A 16,720-nucleotide genomic window follows, 5' to 3' on the forward strand; every position below is an offset into this window, starting at 1 on the left:
AATCTTTAAAAATTCTTTTATTTTTATTGTTTTAATTTTCGGCTTTCTAAAAAATTTAAATTAGAATAAATAAAGGATTTTAATGCAAAATTTAATTAATCTTAAAATCAAGCTCGATGAATTAGCAAGAGAAAAGAATAATTCTAAAGCTTTATTTAGTACTCCTGATCCTCTTCAAGTTGCCAAAATATATAATGATGAATTTATAGCATTAATTTGTGCTTTATTTGCTTATGGAAATGCAAAAAATATGCTTAATTTTTTAAAAAAGCTTGATTTTAATTTAATTAATTTAAACGAAGAACAAATTTACAAAAAATGTAAAAAATTAAAATATCGTTTTCAAAATGAGCAAGATATTGTTCAGATTTTTATTACTTTTAGAAGATTAAAACAAGAAATTTCTCTTAATGAATTATTTACTAAAGCTTATCAAAAAGAAGAAAATATTTTAGATGCTATTTTAGTTTTTATACAGAAAGTAAAAATGCTTAATAATTATGAAAGTTATGGATATACTTTTTTCTTTTCTAAAAGCTTTGAAAATATTCCAAAATCACCATTAAAACGTTATAATATGTTTTTAAGATGGATGGTAAGAAAAGATAATCTTGATATGGGACTTTTTGATAAAATTCATACTAAAGATCTATTAATGCCTTTAGATACACATACTTTTAAAACCTCGATTGCTTTAGGACTTATTAAGCGTAAAGTATATGATTTTAAAAGTGTGTTAGAATTAACAAATAAACTCAAAGAATTTGATTTTTATGATCCTGTAAAATATGATTTTGCTCTTTATAGATTAGGGCAAAGTAAGGAGATTTTAAAGTATGGGAATTGAAAATTTTGATATATTTTATTATTTTGTGCTTTTGTTTGTTGCTATTTTTGCAGGATTTATTGACTCTATTGTAGGTGGCGGGGGTCTTATAACTATACCCGCTCTCCTTGCTTGTGGAATTTCACCGCATTTGGCTATAGCAACTAATAAGCTTCAAAGTGTTTTTGGATCTTTAACTGCTGCTTTTACGTATTATAAATCAACTACTTTACCTCATTTAATTTGGGGAGTTTGTTTTACAGCTATTGGTGCAGCTATCGGAAGTTATGGTGTTTTATTTATTGAAGATGATTCTTTAAAAATTATAATATTAGTGTGTTTAACTTTTACTTTTTTATATATTGCATTCAAGCCTAATTTTGGAAAAGAACAAAGCAAAGCAAAGATTAAAAATATCAAAGTTTTTCATATTATTTGCGGATTAACTTTGGGTTTTTATGATGGTTTTTTGGGACCAGGAACAGGATCATTTTGGATTTTTGCTTGTGTCTTTTTATTGGGCTTTAGTATGAAACAGGCTAGTATTAATACTAAAATTTTAAATTTTTCTAGCAATATTGTTGCTCTTTTTATTTTTATTTGGCAATATAAAGTTTTATGGGATATAGGTTTTTTAATGGGATTTGGTCAAATTATAGGTGCATTTTTAGGTTCAAAACTTGTTCTAAAAACTAAAGGACATTTTATAAAAATTTTATTTTTAGTTGTTGTTGCTTTAACTATCATAAAAGTATCTTGGGATTATTTTATAAAATGAAGGCGTTTATGTATAAAATTATCTTTTTAATGTTTTTTTCTTCTTTGCTTTTTGCAAAAGATTTTATTAATTTTGAACAAAATATTTCTAAAAAACAACAAATAGATAAAAAGAAGATAGTTAAAATTCCAACTCATTAAGGATATAGTTTGGAGCTTTTGCATTTTTTTCAATACAAAGAAGGCTATCGTTACAATAGTGATTCTTTATTGCTTGTAGATTTTGTATTAAAAGAAGGTATAAAATCTGAAGTTTTAGATGTTGGTAGTGGTTGTGGTATTATAGGAATATTATTGAAACAAAATATTCCTAGTTTGAGTTTAAATTTATTAGATATTCAAAAAGAAAATATAAAACTTATTAAAAAAAACTTAGAATATAATTTTTTGGAAGCTGAGGTATTTTGTGAGGATTTTAAAAATTTTAATTCTTTAAAAAAATTTGATTTTATTGTTAGTAATCCTCCTTTTTATAGGCAAGGGGCACAACTTAGCAATAATATCCATAAAAATATAAGCAAATTTAGAGAATTTTTACCTTTAGAGGTTTTTATTGAAAAATCCTATCATTTATTAAAACCGCAAGGAATTTTATATTTTTGCTATGAAAGTATAGCTTTAAGTGAAATTTGTGCTTTATTGGAGAAAAATAATATAAAAATTATTAAAATTTGTTGTGTTCATAAAGATATTAAATCAAAGTCAAGATTAGTTTTGATTAAAGCAAGAAAAGGAGTAAAAAGTTCTTGTGAAATTTTAGCTCCTTTTTTAATGTATGAAAATAATCACTTAAGTGATAAAATGAATGAAATTTGCTTAAGGTTTGGGATAAAAAGTTATGATATATGAAAAAGATTTTCCTTATGCTTTTGATGAGAATGCTTGTGCTAAATGTGGCGGGAAATGTTGCACTGGAGAAAGTGGGAATATTTTTATAAATAATGATGAAATAAACCTTCTTAGTGATTATTTAAAGCTAGATAACAAGCAGTTTATGGAACGATTTATAAAAAAAGTTGGCTTAAGATATAGTTTAAAAGAAGTTGAATTTGAACAAGGATATGCTTGTATTTTCTTTGATAAAAAGAAAAGAAATTGTAGTATTTATGAATTAAGACCTAATCAGTGTAAAACATTTCCATTTTGGAAATATTTTAAATTTCATAAAGAGGAATTGCAAAAAGAATGTATAGGAATTTATTATTTATCTTAATAACTATTTTTTTAACAGCTTGTGCAAATAAAAACCAAGTAGTTTTTAAAGATTATGAAGAGCAAAAAAGTAATAAGCTTGATATGCAGATTCTTAGTGCTTTAAATTATGAGTATTTTAATGATTATAAAAAATCTAGAGATATATTTTTAGATCTTTTTAAAGAATATAAAGATGTTGTTTTTTTACAAAATGCTTATTTTTTGACATTGGCAAATAATTTAAATGATATTAAAGAAATTGACAATATTGCTAGAGTTTATGTAGATGAAAATGATAATCTTAAAAGACTTAGTGCTTTTTATGCTTTAAAAAGTTTAGAGCTTAATAGAGCGCAAAAATTAATCAACGAACTTTTGGCTAAAAATTCTAATGATCCTAGAAATTTGGAACTTTATGGCGATTTATTTGTACAAAAAAAAGATTTTATCAATGCTTTAAAATATTATAAATTAGCTTATGAACAAAATCCAACAGAAGATTTTTTATTTAAAATTATCAGCACTTATGCAATTTTAGATGATACTAAAAGCATTGAAAAATTTCTTGAACAATGGCGTCAAAAAAATGGTTGCACATTAAAAACTTGTTCAGTTTTAGCTAAAATTTATAATGATGAAAAGAAATTTGATTTGCTTGAAAATATTTATATCGATCTTTATAAAATAAGCAATAATAAAAGTTTTATTTATTCTTTGCTTGATATTTTAAATAAAGAGCAAAAAAAACAAGAGGCACTAGATTTAGCTTTAGAATATGATTTAGGTAATGATATTAAAATCTTTTTATATCAAGATCTTAAAAAATTTAATGAAGCTAAAAATTTAAGTTTAAAAATGTATGAGCAAAGTGGAAATAAAGAATATCTTATGCGTGCTGCCGTTTTCGAATTTGAACAAGCGAGTTTAGATAAAAAAATAACTCCAAGTTTAGTTTTATCTGTAGCAAAAAAATTCGAACAAGGAATAGATTATAATAGTAATGCTTTATATTTAAATTATTATGGATATTTATTAATTGATAATGATATAGATATTGAAAAAGGGATATATTTAGTAAAACTTGCCCTAGAAAAAGAACCAAATAATTTATATTATATTGATTCACTTGCTTGGGGTTATTATAAATTAAAAGATTGCAAAAAAGCTTGGGAGTTTTTGGAAAAAACTTTTATTGATAAAGAGTTTTCAAATTCAAAAGAAAGTAAAGATCATATTGAAGCGATTAAAGAATGTTTAAAATAACAGATAAAATAATAAATGAAAGCAAGATAGAGCTTGAAAAAAGAAAGAAAATTTTTCCTTATGATATGCTAGGAAGATCTTTAGCTTCAAATCCCTTTTTTCCAAAAGAAGTGAAAAAAAATCTACAAAGAAGCAATAATGAAATAAAATTTATGCCTATTATAAAAGAAGAAAAAGAAGAAAAACTTTTACAACAAGCTTTGGATTTAGAAAAAGATAAAGCTAATTGTGCTTTATGTATTGAATTACAACCCCAAAATCTTCAAAATTTAAGTTTAATAAGACGTTATCTTAAGCTTCCTTTGCTCAATAAACAGCTTATTTTTGATGAATATCAAATTCTTGAATCTTTAGTTTATGGAGCAGATTTTATTTTGCTTAGTGCTAAATTTTTAAATTTAAAAGAACTTAAAAGATTACTTGAATTTACAAGATACTTAGGACTTGAGGCTTTAGTTTTAATTAATGATAAAGAAGATTTAAGTAAGGCAATTTTTGCTGGAGCGGATATTTTAGGAATTTATTTTTTGCAAACCTTTAATGAAGTATCTTATAAAAAAATAATTTCTTTAATTCCTAATTCTAAAATTATTTTAGCTTGTAATACGATAGAAAAAAATGAGATAGAAAAATATCAAAATTTAGGAATTGATGTTTTTTGTAAGGATAAATAATGCAATATTTGTATGCACCTTGGCGTCAGGAATATTTTAATCATAAAAAACAAAGTTGTGTCTTTTGTGATTGTGCGAATAAAATTAAAAGTGATGAAGAATTAGGAGTTATTTTTAGAGCAAAATATTGCTTTGGTGTGATGAATGCTTATCCTTATTCTGTAGGACATTTTATGATAGTTCCTTATATACACGAGGAGCATATAGAAAATTTAAAAAATGAAATTTGGCAAGAAATGAGTGATTTAGTAAGAGTTGGTGTTAAAATTTTAAAACAAGAATTAAATGCTAGCGGGGTTAATATAGGTATGAACTTAAGCAAAGACGCTGGAGCTGGGATTGCAATGCATTGTCATTATCATCTCGTGCCACGTTGGAGCGGGGATACGAATTTTATTACAACAATAGGAGAAACCAGAGTTTATGGAAGTGATTTTAAAAAAAATTACGAAAAAATAGCAGCAGCTTTTAATAATGTTTCAAGAGTTTGAATTTCAGGAATTTGATAAGCAAAATTTTGATTGTTTGATTGATGCAAGAAGCCCTAGAGAATTTATTTATTCCCACATTTTTAGAGCCAAAAATTTTTATGCATTAAATAATGAAGAATTTGAAGAGATAGGTATTTTATATACTAAAAATCAATCTTTGGCTAAAATCAAGGGTGCAAGCTATATTTGCAATAATATGGCAAAACATATTTTAGAATTATATAAAGAACTTCCATTAAAATCTTTGATTGGGGTATATTGTGCTAGAGGAGGAATGCGCTCTAAAAGTGTGAGCATTATTTTATCAGAACTTGGTTATCGTGTGGTTAGATTAAAAGGAGGTTATAAAGCCTATCGATCGTATTTAAATAATTATTTTTCCAAACAACTCAATTTTAAACTTTTATCGCTTTGTGGTAATACAGGATGTGGAAAAACAGAACTTTTAGAATTATTGCCTCAAAGTATTAATCTTGAAAAACTAGCTAATCATTTAGGCTCAGTTTTTGGATCGATTTTGGGAGAGCAGCCAAATCAAAAATTTTTTGAAACTATGCTTTTTGAGAATTTTAAAAATATTAAAAATCAGGTTTTTATTGAACTTGAAAGTAGAAGGATAGGAGATATTATTTTACCTTTAAATTTATATGAAGCTATGCAAAATTCTTTTAAAATTTATTGTTTTTGCTCTTTGGAAAATCGTATTTTACGAATAGAAAAATTTTATAAATCGAAAATAACACCTTTAAAATTTAAGAAAGCTATAGAAAAAATTACACCTTATATTAGTATGAATTTACGTCTTGATTTGTTAAGTTCTTATGATAGAGGTGATTTAAGAAGGGTTATTGTTATGCTTTTAGAATATTATGATAAAGTTTATAAAAAACCTAAAAATATTGATTTTATATTAAATACAGATGATATTTTGCAAGCAAAAGAGAATCTTTTAAATTTATTCAATTTAAAAGATTCTTTAGATTAAAGCCCTAATGCAAATTTAAAAATAACAAAAACAATAGCCGCCATAAGTCCCGCTGCAGGTAAAGTAATCACCCAAGCTAAACCTATAGGCTTCATAAGAGACCAATTTGCATTTTTATTATAAAGACCTATGCCTAAAATTGCCCCTATTAAAATATGAGTTGAACTTACTGGGATACCAAGCCCTGTAGCAAGAAGTATAACCAAACTTGCACCAAGTTCTGCACTAAATCCTGTTGTTGGTTTAATTTTTGTGAGTTTAGAACCAACTGTTCTTATCACTTCTTTTCCTAAAAACCAAAGTCCTATTACTAAAGCTACACCAAACATACAAAGAGCAGCAAAAGGAACTGGAGAATTTGCATTGATTGTATTATTTTTTAAAACGTCTAAGATAGCAGCAAAAGGTCCAATGGCATTTGCTATATCATTTGCACCGTGTGAAAAAGCAAAACTTGAAGCAGTAAAAATTTGAAGCCATGCAAAAATCCTATTAGTTGTTTTATTTAGTTCTGTTTTTCTTACAATTTTTACAATGGCAAAAGTAACTATATATGCAACAATACCTAATATTCCTATAATCCATACATTTTGTAAAATATCTAATGTGCTAACATTATTTAAACCTTTAAATAAAAACATAGCGGAAATAATAATAGCACTCAAGCAACCTATTATAGGCATATGAGTTTTTAAAACAGAGTAAATATCAATAGCTTTTTCTTTTTCTTTAAAATTTTTAATTTGATTTTTATAAAAACTCTTTTCCTTTTCTCCATCATCTAAAACGATCAAGCTTAATTCTTTGATTTGCTCATCTTGAGATTTGTTTTTAAGAGCTTGAAAATATTCTTCTTTGAATTTTTTCTTTTCTTTTTTTATATTTTTAATTTGATCATTTAAGTTTTTAGAAGGTTTAAGAATTTTTTTATCTATGTAGCTAAAAATGCAATAAGCTACTAAACCACCTAAAAGAGGAGAAATAACCCAGCTAATAGCAATTTTTAAAATTCCACTCCATTTTACCATAGAAAGAGTTTGTTCACCATCAAAATATATCATTCCCATCATAATGCTAGCACCAACAATTCCTCCTATAATACTATGAGTCGTTGAAACAGGAAGCCCTTTTTTTGTAGCAATAAAAATCCAAGTTCCAGAGCTTATAAGAGCTGCCAACATAATAGATACAAAGAGCATAGGATTTAAATCTTGTGAAAAATTTACTATATTTGAACGAATGGTTTTTGTAACCTCTCCACCTGCAAAAATAGCTCCACTTAATTCAAAAATAGCGGCTATTATTAGAGCTTGTTTTATGGTAATGGTTTTTGCGCCAACGCTTGTACCAAAAGAATTAGCCACATCATTTCCACCAATATTAAAAGCCATAAAAATTCCAAAAATACTTGCAAGAATAAAGAGTATTAAATGATCATTAGAGATATAATAACTCCCCCAAACAAAAAAGACAACAATACTAATAATAAATATGCCAGAAGCAACAATATTATCCTTTTTCAAACAAAATCCTTAAAATTAAATTGCGATCGCAATTGAAGTTTAGCAAATTTTTCTTATTTTACTTTTAATTTGTTTTATTTTTTTATAATGTTTTTTATTTTATTTTGGATAATGATGAAAAGAGTATTTTTAATTGTAGTAATATGCACTATAAATGTTTTAGCAGGATCTAACCCAAATAATCAATGGAAGAAATTCGATTTTAATATTTCTCAAAAAAAAATAAAAACACCAGAGTATAATATAAATTTTAAAGATTCTTTTAGTTCTTTGTTGTCTAATGTCTTGGAAAATAAAAATGGCATTGATAAAACTTGGGATGATTTGAATTTTAACAATGGGAATGTAAAAATTAAAAATTTAAATTCTTTATATGAATATAAAAATATTTCTTTGTTATTTCAAAAAGAACTTTATGTGAGTGAAGATAATTATAATTATTCTGGTGGATTGATTAATCGCTATAAGCAAGATAATTTTTTAATTGGTGTTAATAGTTTTATCGATAGAAAAAAAGAGCAAAAAGATGTCAGTTTCGGGGGAGAATTTGGTTATAGTAATTTTTTAAAAGCTTATACAAACTATTATTATTTTGATCAAGCAAAACGTAACATTCAACTTGGGGTAAGTTTTACTATTCCAAATTATGATTATTTTTATTTTGATATAAATAAAAACGAAGAAAATATTGATTATAAAGTATCTTATTCTCCTTATAGTATTTTTAATTTAAATTTTATTTTTAGAGAATTGGATCAAAGTGAAGATAGAATTTTGCAATTAGGTTTTAAGATTGATTTGAATAAAAGTTTTTTTAAACAGCTTAAAAAAAATAATGATATTTTTGAGGAAGTTCAACGTTATGATTTCCTCAAAAGATAACTAATACATTCCAGCATTACGAAATTCTTCAGGGTGATCTAGAGCATATTTAAATTTTTCTCTATCGATTTGTTTATCCCATATACTTACAATTAAAGCCGCAACACTATTTCCGCAAAGATTGCCCACAGCTCTCATTTCTGACATAAATTTATCAACTCCAAGCAAAATTCCTATAGCAGCTACAGGTAAAACTTCAGCTAAGGTTCCACCAAATCCATTATTTGCTTCCGGAATTTGCATACCACCTAATGCCGCTAAAGTGCTTCCAAGAACTATAAATCCAGAACCAGTAACACCAACAGCCCCCTTAGATGCTATCATTAAAACAATTAAAATACTAATTTCATGACTTAAAGATAAATTTACATTAAAGGCTTGCGCTAAAAAGATTAGACTCATTGCTAAATAAATATTTGTACAATCTAGATTAAAACTATATCCTGTTGGTAAAACTAACCCAACTGTTGTTTTTGATAATCCTGCTTTTTCTAATTTTCTCATTAAAGGAGCAAGAGCTGACTCACTTGAACTTGTAGCAAAAACAATTAAAACTTCTCTAGAAATAAAACGCATAAATTTAAAAATATTTACTTTAACTAAATAACAAATAATACCTAAAATAATAAAAATAAAGACAAGACAAGAAATAAGCATTACAAAAAGTAAATAACCAAGATTAATTAAAGATTCAATGCCATATTGTGCAATCAATACAGCCATAGCGGAAAATGCTGCAATAGGACTAAAATACATTACAATTTGTAAAATTTTAAATACAAAATTTTGTGCAATTTCAAATGTTTTTTGTATTATTTGTTTATCTTCTTGCTTCATTAAAGAAATAATTAAAGCTGTAATAATAGCAATAATAAGAACTTGCAAAGTTTTTCCTTCTGTAAAAGGACTAATAATATCTGTTGGAATTGCATCTTTTAAAATATGCATAATTTCTGATTTGGCGCTAATTTCTTGAGTTTGATTTACATATTTTTCAACTTTAGTTAAATCAAGTGTTTTTGGATCTAGATTCATTCCAGATCCTGGTTGCATGATATTTGCCATAAAGATTCCAATAGCTAAAGCTAAAGTGCTTACTATTTCAAAATAAAGAACAGATTTAACACCAATACTACCAAGTTTTTTAAGATTTTCAAGACTAATAATACCCAATACAATGGTAATAAATATAATAGGTCCAATTAAAATTTTTAAAGTTTTAATAAAATATTCAACTCCGCCTTTACTAGCAAAAGCTAAATCTTTATTAAAATATCCAAGTATAACTCCTCCAACGATGCCAATAATAACCCAAAAACCGAGACTTTTTATTAAAGATTTTAAAAAAGGTGGTTTTCTTTTTACCAATGTTTGACTCAAAGTTTCCAAAATAAACTCCTCTAAAAAAACTTCAAAAATTTTAACAGAAAAATAAATACTTAGCATTATTTTAATATGAATTCTTTTTTAAGTGTTACTTATTTTCTCAAATATATATTATTTTAATAAAAATATTTAATTTTTATTTTAATTAAACACGATATAATGCGTCAAAAATTTAGAGGTGAATTATATGAAAGAGATTTTTTTATCAAAAGATGCTTTAATTACTTCTAAAACAGATCTTAAGGGAAATATTATTTATGCAAATGATGATTTTTCCAAATATGCTGGTTATGAGACTAAGGAATTTTTAGGAAAGCCTCATAATATTGTAAGGCATCAAGATATGCCAAAAACTGTTTTTAAATGTCTATGGGATACCATACAAAAAGGAGAAGAAATTTTTGCCTTTGTAAAAAACCAAGCAAAAAATGGAGATTATTATTGGGTTTTTGCAAATGTTACCCCATCATTTAATTCTAGCGGTAAGATAATTAATTATTATTCAGTTAGAAGAGCTCCAAATCGCAAAGCTTTGCCTATCATAGAGAGTGTTTATAAAACTATTTTAGAAAAAGAGAAGCAAGGAGGCATTAAGGCAGGATTAGATTCTTTGATAGAAATCGTTTCATCTTATAATGTCAGTTACAATCAGTTAGTTTTCGATTTGCAAGAAAATCTTAGATAATTAAGATAGAATTAATCTTGTTTTTAATATAATTTCTTTTTCAAAAATTCTAAAAAATTATAAGTCTATTTGGCTTAAAAATCATTCTTTATTAAAATATCTTAAAATTTATTAATTTTCATAGGAGTATAGATTTAAAATGGTAAATTGGTTTATATTTTCTATTTTATCGGTTATATTAGGAATTTTAGGAGCTTTTATAAGTATTTTTATAGCAATCCCTATTTTAATTTTATCTTTAGTATTGCTTATATATATGTTTTTTTATTATAAAAATGAACAAGTTATAATTGATAAATTGCTTCAACTTTCTGGGGAGTTAAGAGAGGGTAATTTTGATGGTAGAATTATTTATACTAATACCAAAAGTAAAAAATTAGGTATTATTGCTGATAATATGAATAATACCATAGATAATTTAGAGGCTTATTTAAGAGAAATTAATACTGCTATTTCTTGTTCTCAAAAGGGTGAATTTTATAGAAAAGCGCTTCCTGAGGGTTTAAAGGGAACTTTTGCTTCTAATATAGAATTTATTAATAAAGTTTTATCAAGTATAGAGGCTACTTCTAAATTGGCATACAAAAATGCTTTATCAAAAACTTTAATGGATTTAAGTCTTACAAATCAAAATAAAGATATGTCAGAAATTTCATCTTCTTTAAATCAAGATATAAGTATTATGAAAAATGTTTATGATATGGTTGATTTTATAACACAAACTGCAACTCAAAGTGGTTCTGAAGTGAATTCTTTGCAAAATTCTATGAGTTCTTTATTAGAAGTTGTAAATTCAAGTAAAGATACTGTGCAGACTTTCGTAGCAAATTCTCAAAATATCACTTCTGTTGTAGAAGTAATTAGAGATATAGCAGATCAAACAAATTTATTAGCGTTAAATGCTGCAATAGAAGCTGCACGTGCAGGAGAACACGGACGTGGATTTGCTGTTGTTGCTGATGAAGTTAGAAAACTAGCAGAGAGAACTCAAAAATCTACAAGCGAAATTTCAATTGCCATACAGACAATGCAGCAAGATTTTACAAATATTCAATCAGGTAGTGAGCAAATATTTGGTATTGTGAGTGAGTCAGAAGAAAGAATTAATAAATTTTCTCAAGCATTTAAGCGTCTTGAAGAGAATAGTCTATCTTTAGGAAAAGATTTTGTAGAATTTGCAAAAAGACTTATACTTTCAACTGTAAAAATAGATCATATTTTGTATAAATCAAATATTTATCTTAACCTTAATGGAGCTCAACAATTTAATCTTGAAAGTGTTGATCCAATTTCAAATCTTTGTAATGATGACAGAGCTAAAAGCATTATTGACAAATGTATTAAAGAGAATGAATTAAATCAAGGAAAAGAGTATATAAAAGATAATGCTCAAAAAGCAATTAAAGAATCAAGTCTTGAATATATTGATCAGAATGCATATAATATAATTGTTAATGATGTTAAAAATTTAGAACAAAAAAGTTTAGAAATTTTAGAAAAATTAAAAGTATAATTCAAAGAGGAATAACAATGTCAAAGGAGATTTTTTTAACACAATATTGTTTAATAACTTCAAAAACTGATTTACAGGGAAGAATAGTTTATGCAAATGGCGATTTTTTAAAATATGCCGGTTTTTCAATGAGTGAAATTTTATATAAACCTCATAATATAGTAAGACACTCTTCTATGCCAAAAGCTGTTTTTAAACTCTTGTGGAATTATATGAAAGAAAAAAAAGAAATTTTTGCTTTTGTAAAAAATCAATCAAAAAATGGAGATTATTATTGGGTTTTTGCAAATGTTACCCCATCATTTGATTCTATTGCAAACAAAGTTATAGGATATTATTCTGTTCGTCGTAAACCTAATAAAAAAGCTGTTGATATAATTGAAAAATTTTATGATGAATTATTAAAAATTGAAGATAAAGAGGGTATCAGTGCAAGCTTGCAAACTTTAGATGAATTTTGTAAAAGTCAAAATAAAACTTATAATGAACTTATGTTTCACCTTCAAGAATCTTAAATAGTTTTTTTAAGATTCTTTTTTACTCAACATATTTTAGAGGTTAGCTATGTTTGATATTATTGTTATAGGCGGAGGTCATGCAGGAATTGAAGCAAGTGCAGCAGCTTCTAGAATGGGTAAAAAAACCTTACTTTTAACTACTCTTATTGAGCAAATTGGCGCAGCAAGTTGCAATCCTGCTATAGGAGGGCTTGCTAAAGGACATTTAGTAAAAGAACTTGATGCTATGGGTGGTTTGATGGGAGAAATTACAGATCAAACAGGAATTCAATTTCGTATATTAAATGAAAGCAAGGGTGTAGCTGTTAGAGGTTCTAGAGCGCAAATTGATATGGATGCATATAGAATTTATGCTAGAAATAAACTTTTAAGTTTGGATAATTTAGATATTTCTCAAGAGCAGGCTGTAGATTTAATTATTGAAAATAATCAAGCGCTTGGTGTTAAAACAAATTTAAATAATGAATATTTTGCTAAAAAAATTATTTTAACAACAGGGACATTTTTAAATGGACTTATTCATGTTGGGGAGAAAAAAATTGAAGCAGGAAGAGTAGGGGAATACTCTTCTATAAAGCTTGCGAATTCTTTAAAAAAAATTAATTTAAATATTGGAAGATTAAAAACTGGAACTTGTCCAAGAGTTGATGCTAAAAGTATTGATTTTAATCTTTTAGAAATTCAATACGGAGATAAATTTCCTAAAGCTTTTAGTTTTAGAACAAAAAATTTTAATCCTATTCAACTTCCATGTTTTATTGCAAGGACAAATTTAAAAACACATGATATAATCAAAAATAATTTTTATCGTGCTCCACTTTTTACTGGACAGATTGAAGGTATAGGTCCAAGATATTGTCCTTCTATAGAAGATAAAATTAATCGTTTTGGCGATAAAGAAAGTCATCATTTATTTATAGAACCTCAGACAAAAGCTGCAAATGAATACTATATAAATGGTTTTTCTACCTCATTGCCATATGAGGTGCAAATTGCAATGTTAAGAAGTATAAAAGGTTTTGAAGAAGCCAAAATAACGCGCTTTGGTTATGCCATAGAATATGATTATATTGATCCAATGGAGCTTTATCATACTTTAGAAACTAAAAAAATTAAAAATTTGTATTGTGCTGGACAAATTAATGGAACAACAGGTTATGAAGAAGCTGCAGCTCAAGGTTTTATGGCTGGGGTAAATGCGGTTTTAGCTATTGATAAAAAAGAACCTTTTATTTTAGATAGGGATGAAGCTTATATAGGCGTATTGATTGATGATTTGGTAACAAAAGGAACAAAAGAGCCATATAGAATGTTTACTTCAAGGGCTGAATTTAGACTTTTATTAAGAGAAGAAAATGCTATATTAAGACTTGGTAAATATGGTTTTAAATTAGGGCTTCTAAGTAAAAAAGACTTTGATTTTATTGAAAATATTAATAAGAATTTGAATAAAGGTTTAAAATTTTTACTAGAAAAAGAACTTACCCCAAATAATGAAAATAATGAATTTTTAGCAAGTATTAAAGAAGAGTCAATCACCTCAGTATTAAACTGGCAAAAAATCGTTGCAAGATCAAGTTTTAATATTGAAAAACTTAGAAAAGTTGATACAATTTTTGAGGATATGGATGAGTATTCTTTACAAGAAATTTTAAGTGAAGCCAAATATTATCATTATATTAAAATGCAAAAAGCACAAATCAATAAAATGAAAAATTTAAATGAATTAAAAATTCCAAATGACTTTAATTTTAGAAATATTAGTGGTTTAAGTAATGAGGTAGTAGAAAAATTAGAAAAATTTAAACCCCAAACTCTTTTTGCAGCAAGTAAGATTAGTGGTATTACTCCAGCGGCTTTAGATATTTTACATATTTATATTAAAATGAAAAAGAGTGATAAAAAAATTATTGATTAGAATTATTTTGTATAGGTTTTAAAAAATCTTCATTGATCAAAATATCAATAACATCTTTAAACATAGGTAAAGCACTTTGTGCAGCATAATAAGTCTTAGTAGGATTTCTTACTAAAACCCCTATAGTATAGCGATGATTTTCATCATTAGCAAAGCCAAAAAAGGAAGCATTGTAGCGATTAGATGTGTAACCTTGTCTTTCTGCAATTCTTGCTGTTCCTGTTTTGCCTCCTATGATAATACCAGGTGTCATAGCCTTTTTTCCTGTTCCTTTTTCTATAACGTCAATTAAAATATTTTGCATAGTTTTTGCTGCTTCATTTGAAAGAATTTTTTCTTTTTTAATTTCATCATCCAAGCTAATAAAACGTCCATTCTGATAAAACTTATCTGCAAGTTTTGGGGTGATGTAAATTCCATCATTATTAAAGACATTATAAGCTCCAAGAAGTTGTATAAAAGTAGTTTTTAAACCATATCCATAACTTAAAACAGATTTTTCTATATCTCTTAATCTTTTAGGATTTGGAAGCTCTCCTTTTTGTTCATAAGGCAAATCTATACCACTTTTTTCTCCAAATTTAAAAATTCTAAGTCCTGAAATAATTTCTAAATTATTCAATCTTTTAGCGATTTGAATCATTCCTATATTTGATGAATATCGAATAATTTCTTCCATGCTCATTTTATCTTTTCTATGATCATCGCTGATAATAAAACGTCCTAGTTTATATTTCCCTCCATAAGTATTAATGATTTCATCGAGTTTAATTTTATTAAGTCTTAAAGCTGTTACAAAAATAAATGGCTTAATAACAGATCCAGCTTCATAGCCATATTCTATAGCACTAGCATTTAAAACAGATAAATCTTTGCTACGGTTTTTAGGATCATATCTTCTTGAGCTAGCAAGGGCTAGTATTTTACCTGTTTTGCTTTCCATAACCCCTACAATAATTTCATTTGCTTTTAATTCTTCATTTCTTTGATCAATTGCCTTTTCTATATTTTTTTGAAGTTTTAGTGAAACATTAAGATAAAGATCGCAACCATTAATTTTTTTTTGTTGCAAGGAGTTAGAATTTAAAATAATATTCCCTCCTATATCTTTAAGACCTTGAATTTTTTCATCTTGTAAAGGACTTAAACATTCATCATAGTATTTTTCTAAACCTTTAACACCTATATTTTTTAAAATATTATTGTCTTTATCTAAAAAAGTTTTTGTATAGCCAATAGCAGGAGTTAAAGTATCTGCTGACATATAAATTCTATCTTCTCTATGTTCAATAATACTTAAACCTCTAGTTTCAACACGATTGTTATTGTTAAATGCTTTAAAAAATCCTTGTATATATAGTTTTTTAGCAAGTTCTTTTAAATAGCTTGCTCTTTTTGAATCAAGGTTTTGCAAAAGGACAAAATTATAACTTTTTTTCTTTGCGTTTTGAATTCTTTTTCTAATATCAAGCATTTGTTCATTACTAGCTCCACTATAAATTTGAAAAAGCTTTAAAAATAAATCAAATTTATCTTTATCAATGCTTCTAAGGTCAATTTCAGCACGATATACTTGACGCGATGATGCAATGGTAAAATTATCTTTTGTAACAATATTTCCTCTTAATGCGTGAGAATATTGATCTTTTTCTGTGTTTGGAATATGACGTTTTGAAGTTAGAAAAAAAGTTGAAATGAGGAAAATAATCATAAATAAAAGTGCCATGCAAAAAGCAAAGGCAACTTTTGATATTCTATTTCTCTTGTTTTCTTGTATCAAAGTTTAAATTTGTGTTCTTGTAATTTCTTTGTAGGCATTAATAGCTTTATTTCTAACCTCAAGCATAAATTTCATACTACTTTCGGCTTTAGTTATAGCAATTGCAGCTTGATGCAAATCTTTAACTTCTCCTGTTGCTATATCTGTCATAGCTGCTTCAGCATCTTCTTGAGTTTTGTTGAGGCTATTAATTTCATTTTTTAGAAGTTTTGAAAATTCATCTCCAATATTATTTGAAGTTTTATTATCAGATAAGTTATTATTTGAAATTGTATTAAGTCTTAAATCATTAATATTATTCATTT

Annotated in this window: 18 protein-coding genes; 14 read left to right on the forward strand and 4 right to left on the reverse strand. The window is 26.3% G+C overall.

Annotated elements, in window-relative coordinates; genetic code table 11:
- The first annotated feature begins 82 nt into the window (after nt 1-82).
- The 9 genes from GQV94_RS03705 to mnmH are packed head-to-tail and all read left to right on the forward strand — an operon-like array spanning nt 83 to nt 6,210.
- Nucleotides 83-847: a TIGR02757 family protein gene (locus GQV94_RS03705; protein ID WP_200169632.1), complete on the forward strand. Its 765-nt coding sequence runs from the start codon at nt 83-85 to the stop codon at nt 845-847.
- The gene (locus GQV94_RS03710; protein ID WP_200169634.1) at nt 837-1,604 is read left to right on the forward strand and encodes a TSUP family transporter; all 768 of its coding nucleotides are present in this window, start codon (nt 837-839) and stop codon (nt 1,602-1,604) included. The genes GQV94_RS03705 and GQV94_RS03710 overlap by 11 nt, the downstream gene beginning before the upstream one ends.
- Before the next feature lie 8 nt (nt 1,605-1,612).
- Nucleotides 1,613-1,744, forward strand: a complete 132-nt coding sequence (locus GQV94_RS07885; RefSeq protein ID WP_267904825.1) for a hypothetical protein — start codon at nt 1,613-1,615, stop codon at nt 1,742-1,744.
- Nucleotides 1,745-1,753: 9 nt separating this feature from the next.
- Nucleotides 1,754-2,452 carry a tRNA1(Val) (adenine(37)-N6)-methyltransferase gene (locus GQV94_RS03715; RefSeq protein WP_200169636.1) on the forward strand — a complete coding sequence of 233 codons (699 nt, stop codon included), beginning with the start codon at nt 1,754-1,756 and terminating at the stop codon, nt 2,450-2,452.
- A complete protein-coding gene (locus tag GQV94_RS03720; protein WP_200169638.1) occupies nt 2,442-2,816 on the forward strand; it encodes a YkgJ family cysteine cluster protein in 375 nt (124 codons plus the stop codon). Before GQV94_RS03715 ends, GQV94_RS03720 begins: the two co-directional genes overlap by 11 nt.
- Nucleotides 2,789-4,060 carry a tetratricopeptide repeat protein gene (locus tag GQV94_RS03725; protein WP_200169640.1) on the forward strand — a complete coding sequence of 424 codons (1,272 nt, stop codon included), beginning with the start codon at nt 2,789-2,791 and terminating at the stop codon, nt 4,058-4,060. The genes GQV94_RS03720 and GQV94_RS03725 overlap by 28 nt, the downstream gene beginning before the upstream one ends.
- The gene (locus GQV94_RS03730; protein ID WP_200169642.1) at nt 4,048-4,734 is read left to right on the forward strand and encodes an indole-3-glycerol-phosphate synthase TrpC; all 687 of its coding nucleotides are present in this window, start codon (nt 4,048-4,050) and stop codon (nt 4,732-4,734) included. The genes GQV94_RS03725 and GQV94_RS03730 overlap by 13 nt, the downstream gene beginning before the upstream one ends.
- Complete coding sequence (locus GQV94_RS03735; RefSeq protein ID WP_200169644.1) at nt 4,734-5,225, forward strand: HIT family protein; 492 nt, start codon at nt 4,734-4,736, stop codon at nt 5,223-5,225. The genes GQV94_RS03730 and GQV94_RS03735 overlap by 1 nt, the downstream gene beginning before the upstream one ends.
- Nucleotides 5,209-6,210 carry a tRNA 2-selenouridine(34) synthase MnmH gene (mnmH, locus tag GQV94_RS03740; RefSeq protein WP_200169646.1) on the forward strand — a complete coding sequence of 334 codons (1,002 nt, stop codon included), beginning with the start codon at nt 5,209-5,211 and terminating at the stop codon, nt 6,208-6,210. Before GQV94_RS03735 ends, mnmH begins: the two co-directional genes overlap by 17 nt.
- Here the strand turns inward: mnmH and GQV94_RS03745 are convergent.
- The gene (locus GQV94_RS03745; protein WP_200169647.1) at nt 6,207-7,733 is read right to left on the reverse strand and encodes an inorganic phosphate transporter; all 1,527 of its coding nucleotides are present in this window, start codon (nt 7,731-7,733) and stop codon (nt 6,207-6,209) included. The two genes, mnmH and GQV94_RS03745, sit on opposite strands and share 4 nt — an antisense overlap.
- Before the next feature lie 114 nt (nt 7,734-7,847).
- Here GQV94_RS03745 and GQV94_RS03750 point away from each other — a divergent pair, with 114 nt between their 5' ends.
- Entirely contained in the window at nt 7,848-8,615 is a 768-nt protein-coding gene (locus tag GQV94_RS03750; RefSeq protein ID WP_200169648.1) for an inverse autotransporter beta domain-containing protein, read from the forward strand.
- Here GQV94_RS03750 and GQV94_RS03755 read toward each other — a convergent pair whose 3' ends face one another.
- Entirely contained in the window at nt 8,616-10,004 is a 1,389-nt protein-coding gene (locus tag GQV94_RS03755; protein WP_200169734.1) for a cation:dicarboxylate symporter family transporter, read from the reverse strand. It abuts the gene before it with no gap.
- Nucleotides 10,005-10,188: 184 nt separating this feature from the next.
- On the opposite strand from GQV94_RS03755, the gene cetC reads away from it, so the two are divergent.
- The 4 genes from cetC (at nt 10,189) to mnmG (ending at nt 14,635) form a co-directional block, all read left to right on the forward strand.
- Nucleotides 10,189-10,686 carry an energy taxis response protein CetC gene (cetC, locus tag GQV94_RS03760; protein ID WP_200169650.1) on the forward strand — a complete coding sequence of 166 codons (498 nt, stop codon included), beginning with the start codon at nt 10,189-10,191 and terminating at the stop codon, nt 10,684-10,686.
- Nucleotides 10,687-10,825: 139 nt separating this feature from the next.
- Nucleotides 10,826-12,199, forward strand: coding sequence for a bipartate energy taxis response protein CetA (gene cetA / locus GQV94_RS03765; RefSeq protein ID WP_200169652.1), 1,374 nt, complete (start codon nt 10,826-10,828; stop codon nt 12,197-12,199).
- Between the two features lie 17 nt (nt 12,200-12,216).
- Nucleotides 12,217-12,714 carry a PAS domain-containing protein gene (locus GQV94_RS03770; protein ID WP_200169653.1) on the forward strand — a complete coding sequence of 166 codons (498 nt, stop codon included), beginning with the start codon at nt 12,217-12,219 and terminating at the stop codon, nt 12,712-12,714.
- Nucleotides 12,715-12,763: 49 nt separating this feature from the next.
- Nucleotides 12,764-14,635: a tRNA uridine-5-carboxymethylaminomethyl(34) synthesis enzyme MnmG gene (gene mnmG, locus GQV94_RS03775; RefSeq protein ID WP_200169654.1), complete on the forward strand. Its 1,872-nt coding sequence runs from the start codon at nt 12,764-12,766 to the stop codon at nt 14,633-14,635.
- Here the strand turns inward: mnmG and GQV94_RS03780 are convergent.
- Together GQV94_RS03780 and fliE are read right to left on the reverse strand one after the other, a co-directional pair.
- Nucleotides 14,625-16,412 carry a peptidoglycan D,D-transpeptidase FtsI family protein gene (locus GQV94_RS03780; RefSeq protein WP_200169736.1) on the reverse strand — a complete coding sequence of 596 codons (1,788 nt, stop codon included), beginning with the start codon at nt 16,410-16,412 and terminating at the stop codon, nt 14,625-14,627. The two genes, mnmG and GQV94_RS03780, sit on opposite strands and share 11 nt — an antisense overlap.
- 6 nt (nt 16,413-16,418) lie before the next feature.
- Nucleotides 16,419-16,718: a flagellar hook-basal body complex protein FliE gene (fliE, locus tag GQV94_RS03785; protein ID WP_200169655.1), complete on the reverse strand. Its 300-nt coding sequence runs from the start codon at nt 16,716-16,718 to the stop codon at nt 16,419-16,421.
- Nucleotides 16,719-16,720 lie beyond the last annotated feature (2 nt).

Origin of the sequence: Campylobacter sp. TTU_617, assembly GCF_016599045.1 — a bacterium.
GTDB lineage: Bacteria > Campylobacterota > Campylobacteria > Campylobacterales > Campylobacteraceae > Campylobacter_D.

What these genes read in the sequence shown, in the direction of transcription:
- GQV94_RS03720 (WP_200169638.1), top strand. Translation starts at nt 2,442, where the DNA reads ATGATATATGAAAAAGATTTTCCTTATGCTTTTGATGAGAATGCTTGT.
- mnmH (WP_200169646.1), top strand. Translation starts at nt 5,209, where the DNA reads ATGTTTCAAGAGTTTGAATTTCAGGAATTTGATAAGCAAAATTTTGAT.
- GQV94_RS03770 (WP_200169653.1), top strand. Translation starts at nt 12,217, where the DNA reads ATGTCAAAGGAGATTTTTTTAACACAATATTGTTTAATAACTTCAAAA.
- mnmG (WP_200169654.1), top strand. Translation starts at nt 12,764, where the DNA reads ATGTTTGATATTATTGTTATAGGCGGAGGTCATGCAGGAATTGAAGCA.
- cetC (WP_200169650.1), top strand. Translation starts at nt 10,189, where the DNA reads ATGAAAGAGATTTTTTTATCAAAAGATGCTTTAATTACTTCTAAAACA.
- GQV94_RS03725 (WP_200169640.1), top strand. Translation starts at nt 2,789, where the DNA reads ATGTATAGGAATTTATTATTTATCTTAATAACTATTTTTTTAACAGCT.
- GQV94_RS03750 (WP_200169648.1), top strand. Translation starts at nt 7,848, where the DNA reads ATGAAAAGAGTATTTTTAATTGTAGTAATATGCACTATAAATGTTTTA.
- GQV94_RS07885 (WP_267904825.1), top strand. Translation starts at nt 1,613, where the DNA reads ATGTATAAAATTATCTTTTTAATGTTTTTTTCTTCTTTGCTTTTTGCA.
- GQV94_RS03705 (WP_200169632.1), top strand. Translation starts at nt 83, where the DNA reads ATGCAAAATTTAATTAATCTTAAAATCAAGCTCGATGAATTAGCAAGA.
- GQV94_RS03730 (WP_200169642.1), top strand. Translation starts at nt 4,048, where the DNA reads ATGTTTAAAATAACAGATAAAATAATAAATGAAAGCAAGATAGAGCTT.
- GQV94_RS03710 (WP_200169634.1), top strand. Translation starts at nt 837, where the DNA reads ATGGGAATTGAAAATTTTGATATATTTTATTATTTTGTGCTTTTGTTT.
- GQV94_RS03735 (WP_200169644.1), top strand. Translation starts at nt 4,734, where the DNA reads ATGCAATATTTGTATGCACCTTGGCGTCAGGAATATTTTAATCATAAA.
- cetA (WP_200169652.1), top strand. Translation starts at nt 10,826, where the DNA reads ATGGTAAATTGGTTTATATTTTCTATTTTATCGGTTATATTAGGAATT.
- fliE (WP_200169655.1), bottom strand. Translation starts at nt 16,718, where the DNA reads ATGAATAATATTAATGATTTAAGACTTAATACAATTTCAAATAATAAC.